The 25,273-nt window shown below is 41.2% G+C and carries 23 protein-coding genes; 11 read left to right on the top strand and 12 right to left on the bottom strand.

Annotated elements, in window-relative coordinates; genetic code table 11:
* Window position 1: 1 nt before the first annotated feature.
* From H9L23_RS06560 to H9L23_RS06530, 7 genes are all read right to left on the bottom strand, one after another.
* Window positions 2-1,318 carry a gluconate:H+ symporter gene (locus H9L23_RS06560; RefSeq protein ID WP_187594208.1) on the bottom strand — a complete coding sequence of 439 codons (1,317 nt, stop codon included), beginning with the start codon at window positions 1,316-1,318 and terminating at the stop codon, window positions 2-4.
* Complete coding sequence (locus H9L23_RS06555) at window positions 1,318-3,591, bottom strand: glycoside hydrolase family 20 protein (RefSeq protein WP_246474947.1); 2,274 nt, start codon at window positions 3,589-3,591, stop codon at window positions 1,318-1,320. Before H9L23_RS06555 ends, H9L23_RS06560 begins: the two co-directional genes overlap by 1 nt.
* A 26-nt stretch (window positions 3,592-3,617) precedes the next feature.
* On the bottom strand, window positions 3,618-5,264 hold the full coding sequence (locus tag H9L23_RS06550) for an alpha-L-fucosidase (RefSeq protein ID WP_187594206.1): 1,647 nt from the start codon (window positions 5,262-5,264) through the stop codon (window positions 3,618-3,620).
* Between the two features lie 196 nt (window positions 5,265-5,460).
* A complete protein-coding gene (locus H9L23_RS06545) occupies window positions 5,461-6,984 on the bottom strand; it encodes a SusD/RagB family nutrient-binding outer membrane lipoprotein (protein ID WP_246474870.1) in 1,524 nt (507 codons plus the stop codon).
* Window positions 6,985-7,001: 17 nt separating this feature from the next.
* Entirely contained in the window at window positions 7,002-10,415 is a 3,414-nt protein-coding gene (locus H9L23_RS06540; protein ID WP_187594204.1) for a SusC/RagA family TonB-linked outer membrane protein, read from the bottom strand.
* A 68-nt stretch (window positions 10,416-10,483) separates the two neighbouring features.
* Window positions 10,484-11,512 (bottom strand): FecR family protein, encoded by a 1,029-nt coding sequence (locus H9L23_RS06535; protein WP_187594203.1) that lies wholly within the window; start codon window positions 11,510-11,512, stop codon window positions 10,484-10,486.
* A 76-nt stretch (window positions 11,513-11,588) separates the two neighbouring features.
* Window positions 11,589-12,215, bottom strand: a complete 627-nt coding sequence (locus tag H9L23_RS06530; RefSeq protein ID WP_187594202.1) for an RNA polymerase sigma factor — start codon at window positions 12,213-12,215, stop codon at window positions 11,589-11,591.
* A gap of 551 nt (window positions 12,216-12,766) precedes the next feature.
* On the opposite strand from H9L23_RS06530, the gene H9L23_RS06525 reads away from it, so the two are divergent.
* The 6 genes from H9L23_RS06525 (at window position 12,767) to H9L23_RS06505 (ending at window position 18,976) form a co-directional block, all read left to right on the top strand.
* Entirely contained in the window at window positions 12,767-14,455 is a 1,689-nt protein-coding gene (locus H9L23_RS06525) for a sensor histidine kinase (RefSeq protein ID WP_187594201.1), read from the top strand.
* A 212-nt stretch (window positions 14,456-14,667) separates the two neighbouring features.
* Window positions 14,668-15,387 (top strand): LytR/AlgR family response regulator transcription factor, encoded by a 720-nt coding sequence (locus tag H9L23_RS06520; RefSeq protein ID WP_187594200.1) that lies wholly within the window; start codon window positions 14,668-14,670, stop codon window positions 15,385-15,387.
* A 160-nt stretch (window positions 15,388-15,547) separates the two neighbouring features.
* Complete coding sequence (locus tag H9L23_RS26830; RefSeq protein ID WP_262892383.1) at window positions 15,548-15,682, top strand: hypothetical protein; 135 nt, start codon at window positions 15,548-15,550, stop codon at window positions 15,680-15,682.
* Window positions 15,683-15,927: 245 nt separating this feature from the next.
* Window positions 15,928-17,208, top strand: coding sequence for an OmpA family protein (locus H9L23_RS06515; RefSeq protein ID WP_187594199.1), 1,281 nt, complete (start codon window positions 15,928-15,930; stop codon window positions 17,206-17,208).
* A 19-nt stretch (window positions 17,209-17,227) separates the two neighbouring features.
* A complete protein-coding gene (locus H9L23_RS06510; protein ID WP_025146413.1) occupies window positions 17,228-17,809 on the top strand; it encodes a hypothetical protein in 582 nt (193 codons plus the stop codon).
* Between the two features lie 147 nt (window positions 17,810-17,956).
* Entirely contained in the window at window positions 17,957-18,976 is a 1,020-nt protein-coding gene (locus tag H9L23_RS06505) for a hypothetical protein (RefSeq protein ID WP_187594198.1), read from the top strand.
* Window positions 18,977-19,183: 207 nt separating this feature from the next.
* On the opposite strand, the gene H9L23_RS06500 is transcribed toward H9L23_RS06505, so the two are convergent.
* The 3 genes from H9L23_RS06500 to H9L23_RS06495 form a co-directional block, all read right to left on the bottom strand.
* Window positions 19,184-20,260, bottom strand: coding sequence for a calcium:proton antiporter (locus H9L23_RS06500; protein WP_187594197.1), 1,077 nt, complete (start codon window positions 20,258-20,260; stop codon window positions 19,184-19,186).
* Between the two features lie 109 nt (window positions 20,261-20,369).
* A complete protein-coding gene (locus tag H9L23_RS26380; protein ID WP_223191044.1) occupies window positions 20,370-20,588 on the bottom strand; it encodes an FAD-binding domain-containing protein in 219 nt (72 codons plus the stop codon).
* 3 nt (window positions 20,589-20,591) lie between these two features.
* Entirely contained in the window at window positions 20,592-21,764 is a 1,173-nt protein-coding gene (locus tag H9L23_RS06495; protein WP_223191043.1) for a DASH family cryptochrome, read from the bottom strand.
* Between the two features lie 225 nt (window positions 21,765-21,989).
* On the opposite strand from H9L23_RS06495, the gene H9L23_RS26825 reads away from it, so the two are divergent.
* Both H9L23_RS26825 and H9L23_RS06490 read left to right on the top strand, forming a co-directional pair.
* The gene (locus H9L23_RS26825) at window positions 21,990-22,124 is read left to right on the top strand and encodes a hypothetical protein (protein WP_262892382.1); all 135 of its coding nucleotides are present in this window, start codon (window positions 21,990-21,992) and stop codon (window positions 22,122-22,124) included.
* A gap of 9 nt (window positions 22,125-22,133) precedes the next feature.
* On the top strand, window positions 22,134-23,174 hold the full coding sequence (locus H9L23_RS06490) for an endonuclease/exonuclease/phosphatase family protein (RefSeq protein WP_187594196.1): 1,041 nt from the start codon (window positions 22,134-22,136) through the stop codon (window positions 23,172-23,174).
* A gap of 81 nt (window positions 23,175-23,255) precedes the next feature.
* On the opposite strand, the gene H9L23_RS26525 is transcribed toward H9L23_RS06490, so the two are convergent.
* Together H9L23_RS26525 and H9L23_RS06480 are read right to left on the bottom strand one after the other, a co-directional pair.
* Window positions 23,256-23,375, bottom strand: coding sequence for an ATP-binding protein (locus H9L23_RS26525; RefSeq protein WP_246474869.1), 120 nt, complete (start codon window positions 23,373-23,375; stop codon window positions 23,256-23,258).
* Between the two features lie 125 nt (window positions 23,376-23,500).
* Window positions 23,501-23,860: a VOC family protein gene (locus H9L23_RS06480; RefSeq protein ID WP_246474868.1), complete on the bottom strand. Its 360-nt coding sequence runs from the start codon at window positions 23,858-23,860 to the stop codon at window positions 23,501-23,503.
* A 113-nt stretch (window positions 23,861-23,973) separates the two neighbouring features.
* On the opposite strand from H9L23_RS06480, the gene H9L23_RS06475 reads away from it, so the two are divergent.
* The 3 genes from H9L23_RS06475 to H9L23_RS06465 all read left to right on the top strand — a co-directional run bounded on the left by H9L23_RS06475 (window position 23,974) and on the right by H9L23_RS06465 (window position 25,214).
* Entirely contained in the window at window positions 23,974-24,150 is a 177-nt protein-coding gene (locus tag H9L23_RS06475) for a hypothetical protein (RefSeq protein ID WP_187594195.1), read from the top strand.
* Between the two features lie 309 nt (window positions 24,151-24,459).
* Window positions 24,460-24,657, top strand: a complete 198-nt coding sequence (locus tag H9L23_RS06470; RefSeq protein WP_187594194.1) for a hypothetical protein — start codon at window positions 24,460-24,462, stop codon at window positions 24,655-24,657.
* A gap of 38 nt (window positions 24,658-24,695) precedes the next feature.
* Window positions 24,696-25,214, top strand: a complete 519-nt coding sequence (locus tag H9L23_RS06465) for a hypothetical protein (RefSeq protein WP_187594193.1) — start codon at window positions 24,696-24,698, stop codon at window positions 25,212-25,214.
* The last annotated feature ends 59 nt before the right edge of the window (window positions 25,215-25,273 follow it).

Here is a 25,273-nt window from a genome sequence, read left to right as displayed (position 1 = left end):
ATTATGATATAATTGTTTTAAGTAAAAGTACGCCGGCAAGCCCTGCTGTACCGACTATTGATTCCATTAATGCCCAGGAACGAAAAGTATCTTTAAGGCTTAAATTAAAGTATTCTTTAAACATCCAAAAGCCGGCATCGTTTACGTGCGAAAACATTAAACTACCTGCCCCTACGGATAAAACCATTAGGTTTGGATCGGTATGGGTGGCCACCATCAAGGGCACTATAATACCTGCGGTGGTTAAACCGGCAACAGTGGCAGAGCCAACGCAAAAGCGGATGAGGGCGGCAATGAGCCAGGCCAAAAACAAGGGTTCGATGGATAACCCCTGCAGGTAGGTGGCAATTTCGTTACTTACCCCACTCTCTGTCAAAATCTGTTTTAGTGCCCCCGATCCGGCAATAATCAGTAAAATCAGTGCGATATCTTTTAAAGCTTCACCGTAAATAGCGGAAAGGTATTCCATTTTTTTCCCTCTCGAAATCCCTAAAAAATAACTGGCCAAAATTAAAACGATCAGCATAACAATGGAAGGATGGCCCAAAAATGTTACTATCGGAATAATGGCTGAGCCCGGATGTAAAAACAGTGGAAGAAAAGAAGCCAGCCCCAATAAAAGTACAGGTAATAGTGCCGTAAACAGGCTGATAAATGTTCCGGGCAATTCATTTTCAGGCAGTTCTTTTGCGGTAAAAGATGCCATTGGCGTTGAAGGAATTTGCTTTAAAGTTTTGGCAAACAGCGGACCACCAATAACGATTGCCGGTATGGCAACCAGCATCCCATAAAATAAGGTGAGTCCCATATTGGCCTTGAATTGTACCACCAGCGCAGATGGCGAGGGATGTGGGGGTAAAAAACCATGTGTAACAGAAAGTGCCGCAAGCATGGGCAGGCCAATGTATAACGCGGGTAATTTATAGCGGTAAACCACAGAAAAAATGAGCGGTACCATGAGTACAAAACCGATTCCATAATACAGCGGTATCCCGATCACAAAACCGGTGATGACCATGGCCCATTGAATGTGTTTGGTCCCGAAGGCGTTCATCAAAACCTGGGCGATTTTTTGCGCCGCCCCGCTCTCGGCAACTAACTTTCCGAGCATGGCGCCAGTAGTAATAATAATGACTAATGAACCTAAAACATCACCCATGCCTTTCTCCACTGCACCGGCAATTTTTGGGAGTGGTATTCCTAAACCAACGCCGGTAAGCACTGAAACAATTAGAAAAGCCAGAAAAGCATTGATTTTAAAGACAGAAATCATTAAAATCAATAGCGCAATACAGAGAAAAACAATTATTATAGTCATTAATTTACAATTATTTCATCAGCCATTAACCAGGCATTCCCACCAGCGCCATACTCCCCTTTTGGAATGATGCCTTTATTTATAGCTATTATCTTAACATATCTTGCATTAACAGGGTTAATCTTCTGTTTAATGCGGTTAATGCCTTCTACCTTAAATTCAGTCTGTTTATAAACCTGCTGATAATTTTCACCATCTTCAGAAACTTCAAAAGTTAACCTGTCTGGTGCCCACATTTTTTGCCAGTGGTAATTTAATAATCCAATCCCAATTTCTGCAACCTGTTGTGTAATGCCCAAATCAATTACCGCTTCCAGGTCATTCCCACTAAAACCCAACCATTCCCCGGTATTATACAGGTAAGTACCTGCTATCCCATTCACCAATACTTGTTTGTTAGCGGCAAAGTTCCCTGCAGGCAAATTTTTGATGGACACCGTTTTTCCCGTAGCTAAACTTTTACTAAAATGTTGTTCAAAAACCCGTCCGTTTGGTGCTCCATTGATAAAACTAAGTGCTTTTAAGTTTAGCAATCCCATTATGGCTAAAGGTTTGGTGTAAACTGCACTTTTTAAACCCGGGTAAGTACCATCAAGGGTATATCTGATGGTTGCACCGGGCAGATCTGTTTTTAATTCGTATTGGAGATGTTGTATATCTATACTCCCGGTAATATCTTTATTGCTTTCTGCGTAATTAAACTGCTGTAAAAATCGCTTGTGATGATTTAAACGGTTTAAAAAATCGGGGTAGTTTTTAGTTTCATTTTTACTCCAGGCTACTTCGGCTAAGGCGATAATCCTTGGAAAAATCATGTATTCGGCCTTTTCGGCATCGGGTAAATATTCCGACCATACATTAGCCTGTACTCCTAAAATATACTGTTGTTCATCTGCCTTAAGTCCAGCCGGTAATGGATTGTATTGGTAAATCTTGCTTAAAGGCGTAAATCCGCCTGCTGCAATCTGTTCGCTTCTATCATGCGATTGATAATAATCTAAGTAAACATACTTCTCAGGAGTCATAATCACCTGATGTTTTAATTTAGCTGCCGCAATTCCTCCTTCTTCTCCCCTCCAGCTCATTACCGTAGCGCCGGGCGAAATTCCTCCTTCTAAAATTTCATCCCAGCCAATGATTTTCTTGCCTTTCGATTCCACATATTTTTCTACCCGGCTGATGAAATAAGACTGAAGTTCATGTTCATCTTTTAAATTTTCATCTTTAATGCGTTTCTGGCACTTCGGACAAACTTTCCAACGGGTTTTAGGACATTCATCGCCACCGATATGGATATATTTTGCAGGGAACAGGGTAATCACCTCATCCAACACATCTGATATAAAAGCAAAAGTTTTATCGTTACCGGCACAAAAAACATCATCAAAAACACCCCAGTAGGTAGCCACCTGGTATGGCCCACCGGTACAGCCCAACCCGGGATATGCCGTTAAAGCCGCCAGCGCATGGCCAGGCATTTCAATTTCAGGGATTACCGTTATTTTCCTTGCCATGGCATAAGCCACAATATCTTTAACATCTTCCTGGCTGTAATAACCACCATATCGCTGACCATCAAAAAGATGCGGTTCGGTACGTTTATGCCCGATTAGTGTTTCATTTCTCCAGGCAGCGGTGCGCTGCAGTTCGGGATACTTTTTTATCTCGATCCTCCAGCCCTGATCATCGGTGAGGTGCCAGTGAAAAGTATTGATTTTATAAAAAGCCAGCATGTCCAGCCATTTTTTAATGGTCGCCGTACTGAATAGGTTGCGGCTTACATCAAGGTGCATACCACGGTATGAAAATGCAGGGTAATCTATTATTTTGCATGCCGGAACTGAGAACTGGCCTGTTTTTGATTGCTTGATGATCTGTATAAGTGACTGTAATCCATAAAATAGCCCTGAACCATCTGCAGCCGTAATTTTCACTGCGGCAGCACTCACCTCTAATTCGTATCCTTCTGCATGTTTAACCTTTACCGGATCGATAAGCAATTGAATACCATTTTTAGCAACAGCTGCCGTTTGAGTCGCTTTTAAATTTAACCCTGTAAGTGATTTAACATAAGTTTTAAGAAAACCGGCACTGGCCAAAGCTGATTTTGTACCAGATAAAATCTGAGTTTTCGAATTAATTTTAAACGCCCCTACCCTTTGCTCCACAGCGACCGGTTTAGGGATAATATTAATTTGTTGCCCAAAACTGAAAAAGCAAACAAATTGTAGCGTAAGGTTAAGGAAAGCAAAAAAACGGTATTTAAAAAACATCTTTTTCAAAAGCTCCATGATTTATATTAATGCAAAATAGGGATTATTTTGCTTTCACCTTCTATGCTTACATTTTCCTGAATGGCAAAACTTTTATATTCGTAAGCCGTATCTTTTTTAAGGTTCTTCAATAAAACTTCGTAACTGCCATCGGTATTTATCTTAACAGTTTCTGTTTTTTTCCAGTCATCAGCGTAAAGTGTTTCCACTTGTCCGCGATAAGGACGGTAATAAAATCCTGCCTGCTCAGGCCTGGTGGTGGTATAGTTTAATACTTTTCCTTTCAGCAACATACCCTGTGCTGCATTCCTGAATAACCCGGTTTGTAAAATAGCAGCCTCAGCAAATACTGGTTTGATATTTTCTATTTTAATGACAACCGGATTTGGCCAGCGGTGGTCATCATAAATCCTTTGGGCCTTTACCACCGAAACTTCTATACCTTGTTTAAACTGTTTAAAGCGTGATGAAACATCTAAATCGGGTTTGTATTCAATAATTTTACTGTTCTGCCCAAGTACACTGATTTTCGTGCTATCGGTTGACTTTACCGAAAGCAGCAGAAAAGTTTTACGTTCGGCCTCCTTCCATTTATCTGCATCCATCACAAATGCATATAAAGTGCCGGGGGCTTTGTAGGTATAATAGATATTATCTTCTTTACTTACCACCCAGCTGCGTGTACCATCCATACTTTCGTTATTGATAAAATACCAGCCAGCCATTTCCCTCAAACGGTTTTCCTGTTCATCGGCCAGGGCACCATTTGCTTTAGGCCCAACATTGAGCAGAAGCGAGCCACCTTTCGAACGTGCTTCGATCAATAACTGAATGAGTTGACTGCCCGATTTATAACGGTCGTTTGTTGGCTGGTATTGCCAGGCTGTTCCCATGGTAATCGGCGAGAGCCAGGGTTGGGTAATTTTGGCACCGGGCAGTGTTTGCTCAGGCGTTAAAATGGCACCTCGTGTAATTAAAATATCAGGCTGTAATTTCCAGGCTGTTTCTTTAACGGTTTCCTTTGGATCGCCGTCGATAAACAACACATCAATTTTACCGTAATTGCGCATCAGTTCTTCGGTTTGTTTGCGGTTATACTCGGCATATTCCTTTTTAACCTCCGCACTAAGGTTGGTTACATTCCTGCTGATGGGAATCTGGTGTTGATGCAGGAAATAAAAATCTTCAGGAGAAAAGTAAAAACCAACATCCAGTCCGGCGGCCCTCGTGGCTGCTACAAATTCTTTCAGTAAATCCTTTTTATAAGGGGTTTTGGTGATGTTAAAATCAGTTGTTTTAGTATCCCAGAAACAGAATCCCGCATGGTGCTTGGTTGTAAAAACGATGTATTTCATGCCTGCCAGTTTTGCCAGCTCCGCTATTTCGCGGGGATTGAAAGATGATGGATTAAAGGTTTTAGGCAGCTCATTAAAATAGCGTTCGGTAAAATCATCAGAAGCACCCACCAGCGAATGACTGATTACAATGCCTAACTGCGCATCTACGTTAAAATGGATAAACAGGCCTGCCCCGGTATTTTTTAGCCACTCTTCCCTTTCAGGTTTATTGAGGTTGTAACCGCTGGAGGTTTCATCTTCCACCACATCGTTTTTTTGGGCAAAAGCCGCACTGCCTGAGGCTAAAAGCCAAAGAAAAAGTATTTTTTTTATCATTTAAACATGAGTTAAGAAACCCACAGGGCAATTTCATTAAGTTAAGCCATTGGCACAGGTAAAAATAATTTAACCACAACTTGTCCCATCCTTTCGGGAGATAAGAAAGGATACAAACAGCTATACAAATCTGTCTTTATCTGTGGTTAAAAACATTAACTTAAGAACATTGCCCTGCAGGTTAGCAAATAAAAAATTAAAGTTTATCCCACCAGATACGGGTCATGAAATCATCAGCACCCTGTCTGGCCACTGCTGCATTGTAAGATGCTTTGTTTAAATTCTGCTCGGTAAGCGGGTACAACATTCTACGAAAAATTTTGCCTCCGGTTGCATTTCCTACATACACAACTGGTACCAAAGCGGGATAACCTGTTCTTCTGTAGCTGGCAAATGCCTCCTGCGCATCCGGAAAAGCGGCTAACCAGAACTCAGTATAAATTTGTGCCATTTTTTGATCAAAAGTACCTGCTGCATTTAGCTTATGGTATTTAATGTAGGTATTGATCTGCAGATCTGAAATCGCCCCGTCGCCAGGTGCAATAATGGCCCATTGTTTCATGGCCGATTTAATGCCTGCCTCATATAATGTTGAAGCGTCTCCGGTGTACCAGCCTCTTAACGAAGCCTCTGCCAGCAGAAAATTGCTTTCGGCTGTGGTAAACAGCAGTTTGGCACCCGAAAGCAGGAGAACCGTTTTTTGATTCGGCTCTGAATAGGTAACAAAATTAGTGGGCTTTGCACTCAAAGTTGCAGGCATTCCTTTCTGGATGGCCGATGAGGTATCGGGCGCACCGTTAACATATACCACAGAAAGAATGGCCAGCCTTGGATCTTTATTGTTTTTCAGGTAGGTAATAAAAGGTTCCTGGTATTTCCCTCCTTCTGTATTGCTGTTTCCATCGGCCTTGATATAATCATCGTTATACAGTTTAAGTGCAATCGGGTTTTTGTTGATGTCCTGCCCGGCGTTTAAATAATTGATTTTCGCAATATCAGCATCATCGGTAATTACTCCACCAGCAATTGCTTTTTTAACCCAGGTTTCGGCAAGTACCGGATCAACCTTTGTCATACGCATCCCCAACCGGAGCATCAGCGAATAAGCAAACTTTTTCCACTTATCGTTATTACCGGCGTAAATTAAATCTGCAGCCCCAAAGTTTGTCTTGGCCGGATTAAAGCTTTTAGCGGCTTCGTCCAGCTCTTTTAACATATCGGCGTAAATGTTTTTTTGCGCATCGTAAGCAGGTTTATAATTGGCCTCAGTATAACCTTTAACCGCCTCGCTGTAAGGTATATCGCCGTACAGATCGGTAATCCTGCTGTAGCAATAGGCTCTCCATATCCTCGCCGAAGCCAGTAGGTTAACCTGATCGGGATTTTGACCCACCGCATTAATAACCAATGCCAGCTCATTGATTTCCTGATAATAGGCTGCACCGAATACTCCGCTCGATTGCTGGCTCTGGCTGGATACATATTTCGATCCAAAACCAGCTACATCGTTAAAACTCGTGGTATATTGCATGGTACCAAGCAATAAATTGAGGTTGTTTTTAGCACCATCGTATAGTGCTTTGGTAAAAACAAATGCGGGCTGAACCGTTGCCGAAGCCTCTGGATCGGTATTGATTTCCTGAAAATCTTTGGTACAGGAAGTGAGGGCAACAGCTCCTAGCAAAAAGGCTAAAACGGCTTTATATTTTTGAGTGTACATTTTCATTTCTAAATCCTTTAAAATTTAACCATTAAATTCAGACCAAAAGTTCGTGTTCTTGGTAAACCGATCGATTCGAAACCCTGGGCATTGCCATTGGTATAACTCGATTCAGGATCGAAGGTATCGGTCTTTTTATAGAGTGTAAGGATGTTTCTGGCCACAAACGAGATACTTGCCGATTGTATTTTAACCGCTTTAAGGTTTTCAACCGGGATGTTGTAAGAAATAATGGCCTGTCTTAATTTAATAAAGCTGCCATCATGAACAAAAAGCTCCGAATAGTTACGCAGGTCGTTATAATAAGCCCTCAATCCTGATACCGGAATGGTGGCCGAATAAGGATTTCCCGCCTGATCAACACCACTAAGGGTTAATCCGTTCTCCCTTCCCTCAAGGGTCGACTTCATCAGGCCTAAACGGGTAGCATATACCTCTTTTATCGAAAATACCTTGTTACCGAACTTTCCATCAACCAAAAAACTAATGTTGAAGGCTCCGATACGGAAATCCTGGTTTAAGCCCATTGTTAAAGGAGGTACCCCATCGCCAAGCTCCTGCAAACCGGTAGCTACCGGACGGTTGGTTGCTGAATTGTACACAATCTGTCCCTCAGCATTCCTCAACATCCTGGTGCCCACAATCGTTCCGTAAGCACTGCCAACCGTTTGATTGATATAGCCCCAGTTACCTACTGAGCTGGCCACCTGAAAACTATTGGTTCCTTCTACCAGTTGGATCACCTTACTTTTATTATAGGCCAGGTTATAACTGATATTCCAGCTGAACTTACTTTTAGAAATCGGTGTTCCGGTTAGCAAGGCTTCTATCCCCTTATTGCTCAGCTCGCCAACATTCAACACGGCATTATTATAACCAGAGGTTGAAGAAATTGCCGCATTTAAAATATCATTGGTGGTTTTACGGCTATATGCCGTTAAGTCAAGTCCTAATCTACCTTTGAACATTTTTAATTCTACACCACCTTCGTAAGTAGTAGATGTATAAGGTTTTAGGTTCTGGTTGGTAATATCGTTACTGGTTACGTTTTGTAATGGCAAGCCAGAACTTGGAACATTACTGTAACTCAGGTTAATGCGGTAAGGATCTGCTGCACCACCGCCCACTTCGGCCCATGATGCCCTTACCCTCAAAATATCAAATGCCTCGGGAAGTTTAACCGCTTGTGATAAAACAAAACTTCCGCCCACACTTTGGTACAAAATGCTGTTATTTTGAGGACTCAACGTAGAAAACCAATCGTTTCTTGCCGTATAGGTTAAAAATAACAGGTTATTATAGTCGATATCTGCCGAACCGAAAATAGAATTGGTCCTGATTCTTTGATGGGTTGGAATAGTACTGGAAGTGGCCAGGTTTTTATAACTGTAAAAATACGGGATGGTGAAAGTTAAACCATCCATGTTCAACTGTTTGTTTTCAAATCTGCGGCTGTTTACCCCACCCAGTACCGAAATCCCCACTTTATCGGCAATTCTTGTTTTATAATTTCCCGTTAATAGTGCATTGGTTTCTGAAACATCAGATTTTAATCCGGTATATTGTCCGTTAGGGATGTAGATATCACCGGTAGGAAGAATACTGGTATAGTTATAATTGTAAAAATCGCGACTGATTACCCCTTTCAGCGAAAAGTTTTTTACAATATCGTAGGTAATCGATCCCTGCCCTATAAACCTGTTTTTGGTATCATCCTGCTGGTATTTGTTGATCACAAAATAACCATTGGTGGCAATACCGGCATCGTTCCATGGCGTCTGATTTCCGGCAGCATCGTAACCTGGTGCAAGCCACCGCACATCAACGGTATTGGCTACTTCATAAGGGGTCCAGTTAGGGTTGCCCAGTGCATCTCCGGCCAATGTACGATTAAATCCGCGCTCCAGGTTGTATTGTGCCAGTCCCTCTACCCTTATTTTATCGGTAATTTTAGCATTGATGTTAAGATTGGCCGTTTGCCTTTTAAAACGGGTAGTAGAAATAATGCCCTTGCTATCAAGATCTGCTATCGATAAACGGTAAACAATCCCGTCTGTTCCGCCAGAAAACGCAACCGTATTGGTGAAATTTGTACCGGTGGAATAGAAATTTTTAATGTTATCTTTTTGGGCCGTGTAAGGATGTGTTAAACCATCTGCCGCCACGTAATCCGATCCATCTATCTTCGCCCCGAATGATAGCCTGCCCGTAGCAATTGCATCATTTTTTGTCATGGGTTTAACGCCATTTAAGCCCTGACCATATTCATATTGATAATCATTATCGTTTATGGCCTGTTCAATGGTATAGGTCGAATTGTATTCTACCCCTATGCCTTTCTGTTTCCGTCCCTTTTTGGTCGTAATTAAAATTACACCATTACTTGCTCTCGATCCATAAAGTGCTGCAGCAGTTCCTCCTTTCAGTACCGTAATCGATTCGATATCATCAGGATTTATACTGCCAATCCCATCACCACGATCAACATTGTTACCCAGTGTATTGGTGGTGGCTGCCCCGCCTGGCACCGAGTTATCGATTGGCATGCCATTTACCACATATAAAGGCTGGTTATTGCCATTAAAAGATCCGTTACCCCTGATAATTACGCGGCTTGATCCTCCCGGACCGGTAGAAAGTCCTGTGGCGTTAACCCCAGCAACTTTTCCGGTAAGTGCATTGGCAATATTGTTTTCGCGGGCCTGTGTAAATTCAGATCCTTTTACTTCGGTTACCGAATAACCCAGCGCTTTTGTATCACGTTTTATCCCTAAAGCCGTTACCACTACATCGCTCAGTTTGCTGCTGCTTTCCTGCAGTTTAATAGTCAATGGTGTTTTAAAATCGGCAACAGCAACTTCTAAAGGCTCGAAACCTACTGATGCAACCGATAAAACAATCGGCTGACCTTTCACTTCCGAGGGCACAGTTAAGCTAAACTGTCCCTGTGCATCTGTTGAAGCACCGGTTTTGGTTCCTTTGATATATACCGTAGCCCCAATTAAAGGCAGGTTATCGTTCGCACCAAAAACAGTTCCTTTGATTACATCAGCCCTTTGCTGATCGCTGCCCAGCTCTACAATGATAAACTGCGCATCATTGATTTTATTAAATGCCAGCTGGGTGCCGTTTAAAGTTTGCCTTAAGGCCAAACCCGGGTCTAAAAAACCAGCCAGTTCATTTTGGCTCAGGTTAATGCTTTTATTTTCCAGAATCCCTTCCCGGTAGGCAATTTTGATGTCGAATTTTTTCTTGATCAGCTCGATGGCTGTTTTGAGCTGCATTTTCCCGTCCGCAGCAACCTGTTTGGTTTTATTGGCATGCACCAGGTTATTGGCCATCAATTGTGCGTAACAGAAGATGCTGCAGGAGCATAACATGGCTATAAGGCAGCAGCTTTTGGCTGCCCTAAAAAGGTAAAGTATTCGCATAGTTTAGTTAATTTCGGTTGAGTTGGTTTGTTGTTGGTTTAATTAGGTTTTATTTTTTCATTTGTTCACTATGGTTTAATCGTTATATTTTTATCGTCTTTTGAAACGTGAAGATGTTGTGTATCTGAAATAATTTGCAGCAGCTCTTTAACCTCTGCAACATTGATCTCTCCCTCAATCCTATATTTTGCAATCGAATCGTTTTCTATCTGCACTTTATAACCTAAATCATCTTCTAAAGCCATTGCAATTTCCTGGATGGTTGGGTTTTTAAAGGCAAGATGATGGTCTACCCAAAGGGTTAATTTTGCCGGATCGGATAAACGCTGAAGAACAGTTTTTGTATTTTTACCATGCTGCAGGTAATCTCCAGGGGCCAGGATTATTTTCTTGTTCTGTGCTGCAGTTAAATCGGGATAACTGATCTGTATTTTACCATTCAATAAACCTACACTGGTTTTATTTCTTCTGTTTTTTACATTGAATATGGTTCCCAATACTTCAATATTCAGGTCGTTACAGTGAACAATAAATTTTTCCTGCGGTTTCACATTACCGGGATCGGTATTGATGTGTTTTACTTTGAACAATCCTTCGCCAGTTAACCAAACCTCACGGGTTCCATTGTTGAAATTACGGGCATAACTGATTTTGGAGTTACCGTTGAGGATGATAACCGAACTGTCGGGCAACATTAGCGTTTTAACCTGTCCAAACTCGGTATTCGTTGTCACTTTTCCGGCAAAAAGGTAATATAAAACACTCAACATGGAGATCAGTATAAAACCGGCCGCTATATTCTGTAAATTATTTAATCTGAAGGCTTTTGTTTTCTGGTTTGCTGAATGATTTATACTTTCTGAAATCCTTAAAAATACTGCTTCCTGCGATTGTTCATTGTAAAAGCTATCTTGTTTCCGGTAAGCCCTGATGAGGTTGGCTGCAGATTTTATGATCACTTCCCTTGATGCATAATCCGCAATAAACTGAGTCCAAAAGAGTGTATCTTCAGGCGAAGGCTTGATGACATACCTTAAAAAATCATCGTCGTTTAGATAATCGTTAAGGGTAAAATCTATATATTTTTTCGAATCCATTTAGATATAGCAAGCTGATTATACTTACTATATACACAGACCCCTTGAAATTATCCCTTCAAAATGAAAAAAAAAATCAATTAATTACAAAATCAGTCTTTTTATAGAGTAAAAGGCATAAAAAAAGAAGGAGATCTCCCGCTTTAACGTTTTCCTGAAGTCTCCCGATCGCTTTATAAAGTAGCTTATACGCCGAAGTTTTGTTTAGTGCCATAATGTCCGCTATTTCTTCATAATCCAGGCCTTCATAAAACCTGAGGTAGATAATTTCCTGCTGGCGCGATGGCAAGGTCTGGATTACTGTTTTGATTTTGGAGCGAAGGATCTGTTCAGTTTCATTTTCGATAAATACCGTATCCGATGAGGCTTCAAAATGGAAAGGATAATCAGCATCTTCACCAACGGATACAAAGCGCTTTTGCTTTTCCAGCTTACGCAGCAGGAGATGCCGTAATGATTTATACAAATAGTTTTTAACCGATACCGGATTGTTTAGTCCCGACCTTTTGGTCCAGAGCCCAACAAAAAGATCGTGTACAGCATCTTCTATTAAATCAGTTTCGCTGGTAAAACGGTAGCCGTAATTATTGAGTATCTTAAAATGGGCATTATATAATTTCACATAGGCATCCCAATTTCCGGCTTTAAAGGAAATCCAATTTTCGTGTTGGGATGAATGATCTGAAACAATATAAAGGGACATAAGGACAATATAATACTAACATAATAAATTATTGTGAGTATCATCATCTAATGCAGAAAAATGTGTTCCAAATCTTCATTAAAAACCCTGAAACGCTTTCCGTACCCTCAAAAAAGAATATTTCCATCTTTAATTACTGTTTCAGGGTTGAATAAAACCTCTAAATTTACCTGTGGATCGTTATTTAATATGAGTAAATCGGCTTTCCTACCCTTTCGAGCGACTCACTGATCGTTTAGCCTGGTAACTTTTGCTCCTCTCATGGTAAAAAATCCTGATATAGTTCTGCTTTATAGAAATTTCCTTTAGGATAGTATCGCCCTGCTATTGCCTGAATGATCAAATAAGTGTTTTGCATTTAATTAAAACAAAATAAAAACTTTTTTCTTTTAAGATAGTTATCACGCCATTAGCAGATTTTGAATAAGGCTTCGAATGAATAAATTTTATAACAGAATTTTAAGTTTTTAATTCAACCAGATCAGAAAATTGCTGACAACAAAGAGTAAGCTTATTGCTTATTTAGATATTACATATTGAATTAATCCCTAATGATCAACCCGCGCCAATCTGAAAGTTTTACTGGAATCATCAGAAGACTTTTTATTATTTTCTTACTGTTTATTTTTATCGTAACAGCAGGATCATTCATACTGCGCCATACAATTACGGCTAAACTGAATCAGCTTAGCAGTCACCTGCGCCAACCGGGACAGCAACCGGCAATCAGCAGATTGCTCGTTGATTTAAATCTGGCAGAAAACAGTTTTCAGCAGGCAAGTTCTAACGGTCAGGTGCGCGATCTGAATGCTTACAAGCAGCACCTTAAAACTATTTTCGCACAAATGGCTGAAATCATTCAGCAATACCGGGCTGATGGTAAGAGTAATTTACCAAAAAGCAAACAGCAAATTGCACTTGCACTGCAACAAAAACTTGCTGTTTCGCAACAGCTGTTTGATCTCCAAAAAAGATTTACTTTCCTGCTGAACAGAACAACATTGGCCACCATTAGCGACGATCAGTCTAAAAAACGCATTGTGAGTTCGAAAACTGATACCGCAATTTCTATCTATAAGGAACCAACCAAAAGAAGCCTGATCAAAAGGTTAAAGGATGCGGTATATAATACTTCCAAGGTAAAAGTAGTTACGATACGGCCGGGTAAAGGGCAGGTGGAAGCCATTACCAGAAAAACACAACAAGAACTGTTAAAGCAATTGGGGCAACAGTATGACCGTTTATCGGAATCAAACCAGGAATTGATTTTGGCAAACCTAAATCTGCTTACCGAACTTCGGCAGGTATTACTGGAATTGCAGAACATTGAGCAGCACGCTTACGAAAAAAGCCGTGAAGAGATCCTTGCACAATACCAGTCTACCTCGGGAGATTTAAATATGTATACTGCGGTAGCATCTGCGCTGGTATTGATATTTACCGTACTGTTGATCATTTATATACGCAAGGCTTCATTTGCTGAAAGGCGGTATATACGAGAGAACGCAAGGGCTGTACGGCTGGCGGGTCAGAAATCTGAAATACTCGCCATCATGAGCCACGAGATACGCAATAAACTCATGGCCATTAATGGTGCGGTATTTATGCTAAAAAGAACGCAGTTACAACCAGAACAGGAGAAAAAAGTATCATCTATTAATCTATCGTCTTCTTTATTGCTTGAAACAGTAAATAATGTACTCGATGTGAGCAAATTAGAGCAACAGCCGGCAGAATTAAATATCCATCCTTTCTCTCCTGAGGAGGCCATTAGCGATTCGGTAGAAGCCATGCGCTTTATGGCTGAAAGAAAAGGGATTGGTTTAAATCTTCAATCTGAGGGCATGACTAACCAAAAGGTAAATGGAGATGCTTTGAGACTAAAACAAGTACTTATCAATTTATTGAGCAATGCGATCAAATATACTGATGAAGGTTATGTAGATTTATCCGCTGAACTCCGACATGAAAAAGACAACACGATCTTGCTTAGCGTAACCGTTAAAGACACAGGTTCTGGTATACCCAAAAATAAGCAGGCTGATCTGTTTTCGCCCTATTATCAGGCCGGTGGCCGTAAACAGGGTACCGGATTGGGATTATATCTCTGTCGCCAGCTAATCTCACTTCAAAATGGTAGCATTAACCTCGAAAGTGAAGAAAAGCAAGGCTGTACTGTCCGCTTTTCAATCCCTTACCAGGCAGTGAGTTTGGATGATGAAGCCACCGTCACTACTTAACAGTCTGCACAGCGCACAATAGTTTAAAAATACTTTATTTAGCAGTAAATCCATCAATGCTGTTATTGAATCTACTACGGCCAATGTAAAATATTGGAGCGTTCATCTTTTCTATTCCGTCAGATAAAGTTACCTTTGGACTTAAATAAACCTGACAATACCCCAGGGCAAATGTTCAAAACCCAAAAGACTACATCTAACCAATTGATTTCATGAGGACTAAGCTCAACTGTATTGTTATTGACGATGATCCGGAGGTAAGTGGTTATGTCTGTGATTTTGTTCAGGAAACCTCCTTTCTTCATCTCGTGTCAGCACACAGCAGTCCGGCTGAAGCCATTGATGTATTGGGGCACTCACCTATCGACCTGATTATACTCGATATTAATCTACCAGGAATTGATGGAATGAGCTTCGCAAAAACCCTTTTTGACCAATACGGAAAGGATATGCCCAGGATAATTTTTATCAGCGGCTCAGGCGATCATGCCTCGGAGGGTTACAAGGTAGATGCGATCGATTACCTGCTAAAGCCATTTACTTACGAAGATTTTTTCAGGGCCGCATTTAAAGCCAAAAATCATATTGTACAAACCATTCAAAAAAGTGATGAAGAAGACTTCGTTTTTCTTAAAGTAGAGCACGAATTAATCCGCGTGCCTTTTAACGAAATCTTATATGGCGAGAGTCAGAAAGACTATATCAAAGTTTTCACCAGGGATGGAAAAATGATCACCGCGCTGTCTACCATGAAAGCCATGGAAGCTCTCCTGCCCCAGGATCGTTTTATGCGGATACACCGGTCGTTTATCGTGGCCCTGAATAAGATCGAGTCTATCCAGCACTTCACCGTCAAAATCGGAAAAACAGTCATTCCTGTCACCGATCAATATCGCCAGCAGTTCAGGTCACACTTTAAAACCTGGCTTTAATTTCCACTTCCCCCGTTAAATTTCGACGATCAACTGCAACCTTCTATCGGATGGGTAAGGCATTATAGCGAACGGACTTTCTGGTAAAATTGCGAATACCTTTATTTGAAGTGTTTTTAACTGAGCGGCTAACAAGCAGGCTCCAGATTTTAATACTACCATGAAAAGAATATTATTTTACCATTTTTTGCTTGCGCCTATCCCTTCGCATATACAGCAGTTCCAATTAACATTGGAAAATGGATATGGCAAAAATGAATATACTTATCCCCATACTGAAGGCAAAATCCATTGACCTTAAAATAAAACGCCATAAATTAAACGATCAGGGAGCGCTAACTTCAAGGTAAAGGCTATCGGCAGATCAGTTTTTAAGAAGGCATAGAGGTTGATCTATCCGGCACCTACACACCATACATCAGTGGGTTTAAAAACCTAAATCAGCGATCATCACCTGGATTCAGGCCGCACGTAAATTTTTTATAACTCATTCCAATTGAATTGGAACCATTACCCAAAAACAAAAAAATAAAAACAGAAATGAACATCAAATTTACAAAATCAGCAATGTTATTCGCTTTGATAAGCTTATCAACTCAATTATTTGCGCAAGAAACGCCAACCACAACAGGCAGGTTCGGCAAACAATCATTAAGAACATGGAGCGTTGGTGCACATGGAGGTATTTTAAGTCAGAACACATTTTTAGGCGGTGGAAGCGTAAAAGCCGACGAATTTAAAAGTATTGGTTATGGCGCTTTTATCAAAAAGCAGATTTTACCAGCTTTAGGTTTACAGGCTGATTTCTTACGCGGAGAAATTAAAACATTAAACAGCACCAGCACGATCGAACAAAAAAACAGCATTAACTGGTCAGGATCGTTAACAGCTGTGTTAAACATTGCAAATTTCAGCCTAAATACTGAAAATGCCGTGCTAATCCCTTATGTTAAAGCCGGTGCAGGTTACATGTCATCAGACTCTCAACTTGGAAATGTAGATGCATTTACCAAAAGAGAAGGCTGGTTTATCCCAACGGGAGTTGGATTTAAATTCGGTGTGGCCAAAGGGATCAACATCGATTTAGGTTACGACATCAACTTTATCAAATCATCTCCAACTGTTAAAAATGCATACCATGAAAGCAGATTCTCTTATGCGCATGCAGGTTTAGAGTTTGCACTGGGAAATAAAGAAAATTCTCAATTACAAAACTACAGTGCGGTTGCTGATCTGCGCAAACAAAGCGCTGAAGAAAGTGCCGAATTAAGAAAAGCATTATCTACGGCCGAGCAAAATGCTGCAAGAGACAGAGAACAATATGCCAAAGATTTAGCTGATGATGACAATGATGGCGTAGCCAACAAATTTGACAAATGCCAGGGTACCGCAGCAGCAACGGTAGTTGATGGTTCAGGTTGTCCGCTAGCCGCTCCTAAAACTATTATCAGAGAAACTACTGTAATTACAGAGGCCGACCGTAAAGTGGTTAAAGATGCCATTTCGAACCTGGAATTTGATTTAGGAAAATCGACTATCCGTTCAAAATCATACACCACACTAAACAGAGTTGCGGCCCTTTTGATAGAGAAAAACTTTAGCTTAAAACTAGCTGGCCATACCGACAATACAGGTAGTAGAGAATTAAACCTGCGTTTATCGAAAGAAAGAGCAGAATCGGTAAAAACTTACCTGGTTTCTCAGGGCGTAAATGCATCAAGGGTTGAGGCAACCGGTTACGGTCCTGATCAACCCATTTCGACCAACAAAACTGCGGCAGGCCGTCAGGAAAACCGTCGCGTAGAATTTTCTTTATACTAATCTATTTAAATAAAAAATCATGAAAAACTTTTTAGCAACCGTAATTTTATCAGCAACTACAATACTAGCTGCAAATGCTCAAATCCAAAAAGGCAATGTTTTAGTAGGTGGAAACTTAACCAACATTAACCTTGGTTTAGATAATCCAAAAATATTCAGTGTAGATATTACACCCAAAGCCGCATGGTTTATACAGGATAATGTAGCCCTGGGAGGTTATGTGAATTTTGGATTGGAAACAGCAAAAAATTCAAATACTACTACCAGTTATGGTGTGGGTGCACTGGGCCGTTATTATGGTGGTAAAGATACAGAAGTGCTTCGCCACGGACGTTTCTTTGCAGAAGCAACAGCGGGTATCGGTGGTGTTAATGTGAGTAAAGGCGGTGGTAACACCAATGGCTTAAACCTAAGTGTAGGACCTGGTTTTGCTTATTTTATCACGCCAAACATCGGATTAGAGACTTTATTAAAATATAATGGCCTGGTGGGTTTTGGAAGCGCGACCACGCAAAACAACCTTAATCTTTCTTTCGGTTTTCAGATCTACTTACCTGGACAGAAAACGGCTAATAAAGTAAAAAGAGATATTACCAATTAATAATCAAATTTAACATGCTGCTTTCTTTTGAAAGCAGCATTAATCTTAACCTGGCATTTTAAATTTTACAGATTTCTAATTGAATAAAATCTGTTGTTAAAATGCGCTCACAAATCATTTTCATTTTACCTATTAATCAGAAAAAACATGGATCACAAAGTTCATACATTAAGAGATAAATCTGCTATTGGATTTATCAGTCGCTTATCCTGGAGCGCTATAATTGCCGGGGTATTTATCGCTATTGCAGTTCAACTTTTATTGAGTTTCCTTGGCCTTGGGATAGGTTTTGGAAGTATAAACCCGCTTGACGAAGCTAAACCTTTTAGCGGACTTGGTACTGGTGCACTAATTTGGTGGATCGTTACAATGTTAATCTCTGTATTTACAGGCGGATGGGTTGCCGGTTGGTTTTCTAACCACGTACAAAAAACAGATCTGATATTACATGGTTTATTAACCTGGTGTTTGCTTACTTTCCTGAACATGTACCTGATTACCTCATCAGTTGGAAAAATTGTTGGAGGAGTTGGCACCGTGATCACAAAAGGATTCTCGCTTGCTGGCGAAGGAATTAAAGCTGCTGCCCCGGAGGCGGGTGACCTGATTAAGGATCAATTGGGTGTTGATGGAAACACATTTGGAAAGATGAAAAAAGAGGCAGAATTATTGCTGAAACAGACCGAGAAAAAAGAATTACAGCCAAAGGTTTTAAATAAGAAACTTGATCAGGCATCTAATCAGGGAGAATCAACCGGGAAAGCTGTTCTGGAAAACCCACAGGAAGCACAACAAAAGATAGATGAACTGTTCTCGAAACTATTCTCCCAAAATGATTCTACTTTTAGTGCGGTAGATCAGGAGGCTTTGGTGAATATCGTAAAAAACAGGACTGGAAAAAGTCAGGCAGAATCTCAGCAAATTGTAGAAAACTGGGTAAGTACTTTGAAAACGGCCAAAGTAAAAATTAAAGAGGTTAAAGCAGAAGCCGAGCAAAAAGCGAGGAAAATTGGTGATGAAATGGCTTCTGCACTTTCAAAATTCGCCATCTTATCGTTTATCGGTATGGTTTTAGGCGCTGTGATTGCTAGTTTTGGAGCTATTCTGGCCTCAAAAAAACGTGTGATGGTAGCGGAACATGTTATCAGAAGTGAAGAAACCATATAACAAACTGCATTTTCAATCATAAATATAGAATCGTCATTCCCGATCAATCCGATAGCTATTGGATTGATCGGGAATCTTAACGCATAAGCTTTAAGATTCCCGCCTGCGCGGGAATGACGATCTTTATTTCTATGGACGTGCCTAGATGTCAGAAAAAGCTTTCGACGACTTGTTCCGATTTGAAAAATTGTTTATGATGCAATTCCCTTAAGGAACAACCGTATAAAAAAGATACGATGCAAAAATCACCAGCAGCACGATCCCCTGCTGAATATTGGTTTTACCAGTAGCGAGTGAAAACATCACGGTAACCATAGCAAGCAGCAACATAACCGTAGAGCCGGTATCTATACCGAGTACAAGTGGCATCTGCGTAATGATGGATACAATAGCTACCGCTGGGATGGTGAGCCCGATACTGGCCAGCGCAGAACCAAGGGCCAGGTTCAAACTTGTTTGCAAGCGGTCGGCTTTTACCGCATTATAAGCAGCCAAACCTTCAGGAAGCAACACAATTGCGGCAATAATTACACCGACAACTGATTTTGGCGCACCGAGATCAATCACAATTTTTTCAATATCCTTAGATAAATATTTCGCAAGCAATACAACAATAACCAGGCTCAGTATTAAAAAAACAAGGCTGGATATGGCCGTAGCATTATTGGGAGCCTCGGCATGGTCATCTTCTGAAACGGAGTTTTTGGGCAGAAAAAAATCCCTGTGCCTAACGGTTTGCATAAAGATAAATCCACCGTATAAAACCACTGAAACCACCGATACGAAAATGAGCTGGCTTGTACTATACTCGCCCTTTGGTCCGCTTGTGGTATAATTTGGCAGGATAAGCGTTAATACAACAATTGCCATTAGTGTAACCAGCGCTGCATTTACGCCCTGAAGTTTGTAAAGCTGCTCTTTAAACTTGATACCTCCCTTTAAAAGGCAGATGCCGACAATAGCGGTTATGATAATCATCACGGCTGCGAACACGGTATCCCGGGCCAGCTCCTTTACCCCATCACCACCGGCCAGCATCAGCGATACAATCAGACCTACCTCAATGGTTGTAATCGCAATAGCCAATATAATTGTTCCAAATGGCTCGCCAACACGGTGGGCAATCACCTCTGCATGGTGTACAGATGCAATTACGCTTCCAATCAGTAACAAGGCGAGGATCAGTTTCAGGTAAATCCCGGTATCAGCTCCTGTAAAAAAGTATAGTGCTATCCCGGCTACCGGAACAATCATTGTCCATATAGGTAAATTGATTTTTTTCATCTTTGCTTAGCTATCCTCCGAATGCTAACAAAAATATACAAGTGTAGTTTTAATTGTTACAAAAAATCGGCAATGGACTGGTATTAACCGGGGAATAAGCTCGCTATACTTAAGGTGAAAGTTTTTCTATCAGGTTAATCGCTCTCCCCCATTTCTTGTATATTTCAATCGGTTTGGGATAAGCGGGGATATCGAATTGCCAGGGGATAAGTGCCTCAATGTTGTTTGTGCCCGAAAGTTCAGGTATCCACTGGCGGATAAAATCCTGCGCCCGGTATTTATTCGATTGGTGAACGGGGTTGGTATACCAGATCTCAAATGCCTGCATGTACTAGTTCATCCAGTTTGAGCTTACATCGTAATCAATTAATTTAGACTCGAAATAAGCCGCGCCCCAGGTCCAGTCTATTTTTAGGTCGTGTACAAAGTAGCTGGCACAATTTACCCGGCCGCGGTTGCTCATAAATCCTGTTTCGTTCAATTGCCTCATGTGCGCATCCACAAAGGGGATTCCCGTTTTTCCCTGGCACCACTTTTCAAATTTAAGGGGATCATTCTCCCACTCCATCTCCTTATTTTTATATCCTTTGGTCTTAAACACTGAGCTTCCGAAACGCATTGCCTTGAAAGTAAAATAATCACGCCATACCAGTTCAAAAATAAGCCACCAGGTGCTCTGGTTCTTTTTCACCTGCTCCTCATACGCTTTTACCTTTTCATAGATCACTCTTGCTGAAATACAGCCCAACGCCAGATAAGGAGAAAATTTAGAGCTGTAATCCAGTCCGTCAGATTTATTCCGGCTCCATCTGTAGCCCGTCAGCAACTTCGATTCAAAGGTATAATAGTCCAGTCTTTGCAAAGCTGCATCCTCCCCACCCTCCACAAGCGGCGCAGAATTTTCATATTCGCTTTTTTTGAACCCGTAAAGTTTATAAGAAGGAAAACCCTCATCTTTAATCCCCGCAACTGCATTTAATTTGCCAGGCGCACTGAGAGCTTTACGGATTTCGGTTTTCTTCCCTGCAGGTATTCTGTAAGCTTTACTGGTGAGGGGAATTTTGGAAATCTCAAAAGGGATATCGTCTTTATGATATAAGGTTTTGCCCCAGAAAAAGTGAAATTTGATTTTCGGCAGAACATTCTGAATTTCACCGGCCAAAGCCATTTCATAAGCAGCATATTCTTCTTCCGCATAGATATCGGTTACGCCATATTCCTCAACCAGTTTAGGCAAAGTTACCAGTGCCGAATCGGTTCCCACAATGAGATGGCCGCCCAGTGATTCCAGGTTCTTCTTTAAATTCAGCACGGATTGCTCCATAAATCTGAAGCGGATTACATCAGTTCTTCTAAAACCAAGTTCCAACTCACTGAAATCCTTTTTCTCGATACAATAGCAAAAAAGCAGCTCAGTGCATTCCTCCTGTGCGGTAACCAAGGCCTGGTTATCATGGAGCCTCAGATCATTTTTAAACCAAACCAAGCCCCGCTTTTTCTTCATATATTTTTGGATTCAATTACCAGGCAGACTTATGCCTTCGATATTTATTTACGGTAGGGAACCGTTATTTTTGCTGAAACAACATCCCGTGCTGTAAAAAAGTTTTCAGATCTTATCAGTATGTTGCTGTCGTTGCCAATGGTTCCATGCAAAAAAAATAATATATCTGATCTGGATTTATGGTATTGAATTTGTTGTAAAAAACAAAACCCGACCGGACTTTCCATGACTCAATCAGAATTAAATTTAGTGGCGCCTGCAATTTCAGCTTCGCTCCATTCTTTCAAGTTGCAAAACAGTTTGGCGCAAACCAATACAATAACAACCAACGGTATAGGCCATGCTGATGTAACAGGCTAAAAATAACAGATGCACGATCTTATATATTACCTCAGCATTTTCACAATAATATCTACGCTGATCCCTTTTATCAGGCACGATTACTGGATATTCCGTGTGTTTGAATATCCAAGGCTACAGAAATTATTTCTGAATGCCGTATTACTGGCACTATTGTTTACAACCTCCTTCCCGGTAAGCACCTCGGAAACGATTGTTGCCATCTTTCTTTTTTTGAACCTGGTTTACCTGGCCTACCTGATATTTCCGTATACGGTTTTTGGCAAAAAACAGATCATCTCCAGCCAACATCCAGCCTCGGCGAAAAACCTGAAGATTCTTATTGCGAATGTGCTTCAGGATAACCAAAGGGCCGGGGATTATCACCAACTCATCAATGACTGTGATCCGGATCTTATCCTGATGGTAGAAACCAATCGCTGGTGGGAGCAGCAGATGGCCCCGATAGAAGAAAAGTACCCGAACCACATTAAGGTACCGCTCGAGAATACTTATGGCATGCTCCTTTACTCCAGGCTGCCTCTTAAAGGAGAAGTTGGTTTTCTGGTTGAAGAGGATATTCCCTCGATCCAGGCAATCCTCACGCTCAATTCAGGACAAGATGTTCAATTGTTCTGCCTTCACCCCAAACCGCCTGTACCGCAAGAAAGTACGGAATCAACCGAAAGGGATAAGGAAATTCTTTTGGTTGCCCGTAAGGCTAAGCAGAGCAGTATTCCGGTAGTAGTTATGGGAGACCTGAACGATGTAGCATGGAGCTACACCACCGATCTGTTCGGAAAAATAAGCGGACTGCTGGATCCACGGAGGGGAAGGGGCTTCTTCAACAGTTTCAATGCCAAATATTTCTTCCTGCGCTTTCCGCTTGATCATATCTTTTGTTCCGCCCACTTTGCGCTAAAATCGATATCCCGTAAAAAAAGCTGTGGCTCAGATCATTTTCCCATGTTCGTAAACCTGGAGTATGCCCCTGCAGCAGCTCAACAAAATGAAAAGCTTGAGGCTACCGTGGAGGAAAAAGAACTGGCAGCAGAAAAGATCAATGCCTGATCCTGATTAAGCGACATTAGGTTCAAGATAGACAGGCGCTATATGAGCCTTCAAAATAGCAAAGCATGCGCCCTTAACTTTTTATGGATGCTCATTATTGGCCAAAGGAAGACTGAAATAAAATGTTGAACCCTGATTCAGTTCGCTTTCCACCCATATTTCCCCGCCATGCCTGTGAATGATTTCAGCACAAAGGTACAACCCTATCCCAAAACCAGCAATGGTACTGGTTTACAAACTCTGTACCCTGTAATAACGTTCAAAAAGCCTGGGTATATCATGGATGTGGATTCCAATGCCATTGTCTTTTACGCTCAGCACCTTCCTTACAAAGACCAGACCGCAAGCTCATAGCCGTCCGGATCAAGGAACTGGAACCTTCTTCCGCCAGGAAAGGCAAATATTTCTTTTGAAATCAAGCCTCCGGCATTAAGCACGTTTGTTCTGGTTCCTTCCAGATCCTCCGAATAGAGGACAACCAGGATACTTCCTTTCAAAGGTGCTCCAAATGTAAAACCTCCGTCCACAAAATCCCCTTCAAAAGCAGTATATTCAGGCCCGTAATCGGTAAAAGTCCATCCGAAAGCCGCGGTGTAAAATGCCTTAACCTTATCAAGGTCGCGGGAAAGAAATTCAACGTACTGCACCTGCTGGTGCTTAAGTTTCTGCTGGTTGCTGCTCATCATGTTTTGTTATAAACAAAAATACCAATAAGTGACCTTATTTCACAATGTTTTTCTCCTCAGGGGGAAAGACAAAATTTACCTATCATGCAAGAGATCCTGTCTCTTTAATATATGTGCCAGTACCAGATTCTTTACCAGAAAACAGTGGCAGTGATAATAATACTTTAGCACCGCAGACTTTTTTATGTGGCCATCATAAGGTTTACCTGATGTACAATAAGCGCACCACAGGTAAGTTCATCATGGGATTAAAATCAGATTACGAAATCGAAACCCCGGAGGAAATGTAAAGGATGATGTATTTTAATTTGTGGAAGACAAAGACACATTAATTAAGTTTATGACCGTGAGCTTTCCCAAAATAAAAAGTTCACCATTCAATTGGTTTAGGAGATTTAAGCTGTTTATTTCCATTCATTGCCCTAATAAACCGGCTGGCAGATGGAGTTCTATCTTCTCCTTTTATGGCCTGATAAAGATTTAAAACCAAATAAGCACTAAAATGTTAATCAACTTGATCTGATATGAAGAAAAATTAATTCCGCGTTCATCCCGGTCATATACGGCTGTTATATTTTTGAGTTATAAAAAAACAAGACATGAAAAAAAACAATAACAGAATCTGGTTGACAGCCGTGTTGTTAGCCGGAACATTTACACTACAAGCGCAGGAATTACCTCAGCCAAATCCTCCTGCACCGGGACCTGAAGGCCCGGTAAAAGGCGCCCCCGTCCACCACATGAAGGCAGACCGGGTATTGGGCCAGACCGTAGAGGACCTGAAGGTGGTCAATTGATTAAACTTAGTACGATAAAAGGCACAATTATCCGCGCGGTGGCAAATGAGCGATTCGAATATAACAGCCTGTTGCTTAAAACCGCTTCCGGCGAAACCAGCGTAATCTTCCCGCCGCACCTGGGCGAACAGATACTTGCAAAAGCTAAAGAAGGGGCATCGGTATCGGTCACAGGCTCGGAAAATACAGATCCTCAGGGAAAAAAAGTATTCAGGCTGAATAGTATAGAAGTTAATGGAAGCCTTATTGCCGATACTCCTCCTGTAGCCCCGCTTCTTAATGAAAACCAGGTGGAAAAAAGTTTTAGTTCCAGTATTAGTGGCCTGAACTATGGTGTTGATAAAAATGTTAACGGGTTTACCCTTTCATCTGGCGAAAGGGTGAGTATTGCGCCACACATTGCCCAACAGCTCACAGGCCAGCTAAAAGCAAACGAAAAAATTGTGGTTACCGGTTTTTTAGAACCTAAACGCCCAGGCGTTGTTTACAGCCAGAAAACCAGTATAATAAAGGCCAGAACGATAAATATTAATGGACAGACCTACCTGGTAAGATAATATCCTGATGCCACATGGCACTTTCCTAGCATGTGGCATCATCAAATAAAAAAAAAATG

It is taken from the genome of Pedobacter roseus (genome assembly GCF_014395225.1).
Lineage (GTDB): Bacteria > Bacteroidota > Bacteroidia > Sphingobacteriales > Sphingobacteriaceae > Pedobacter > Pedobacter roseus.
This window is presented reverse-complemented; position numbering and strand designations above follow the sequence as displayed.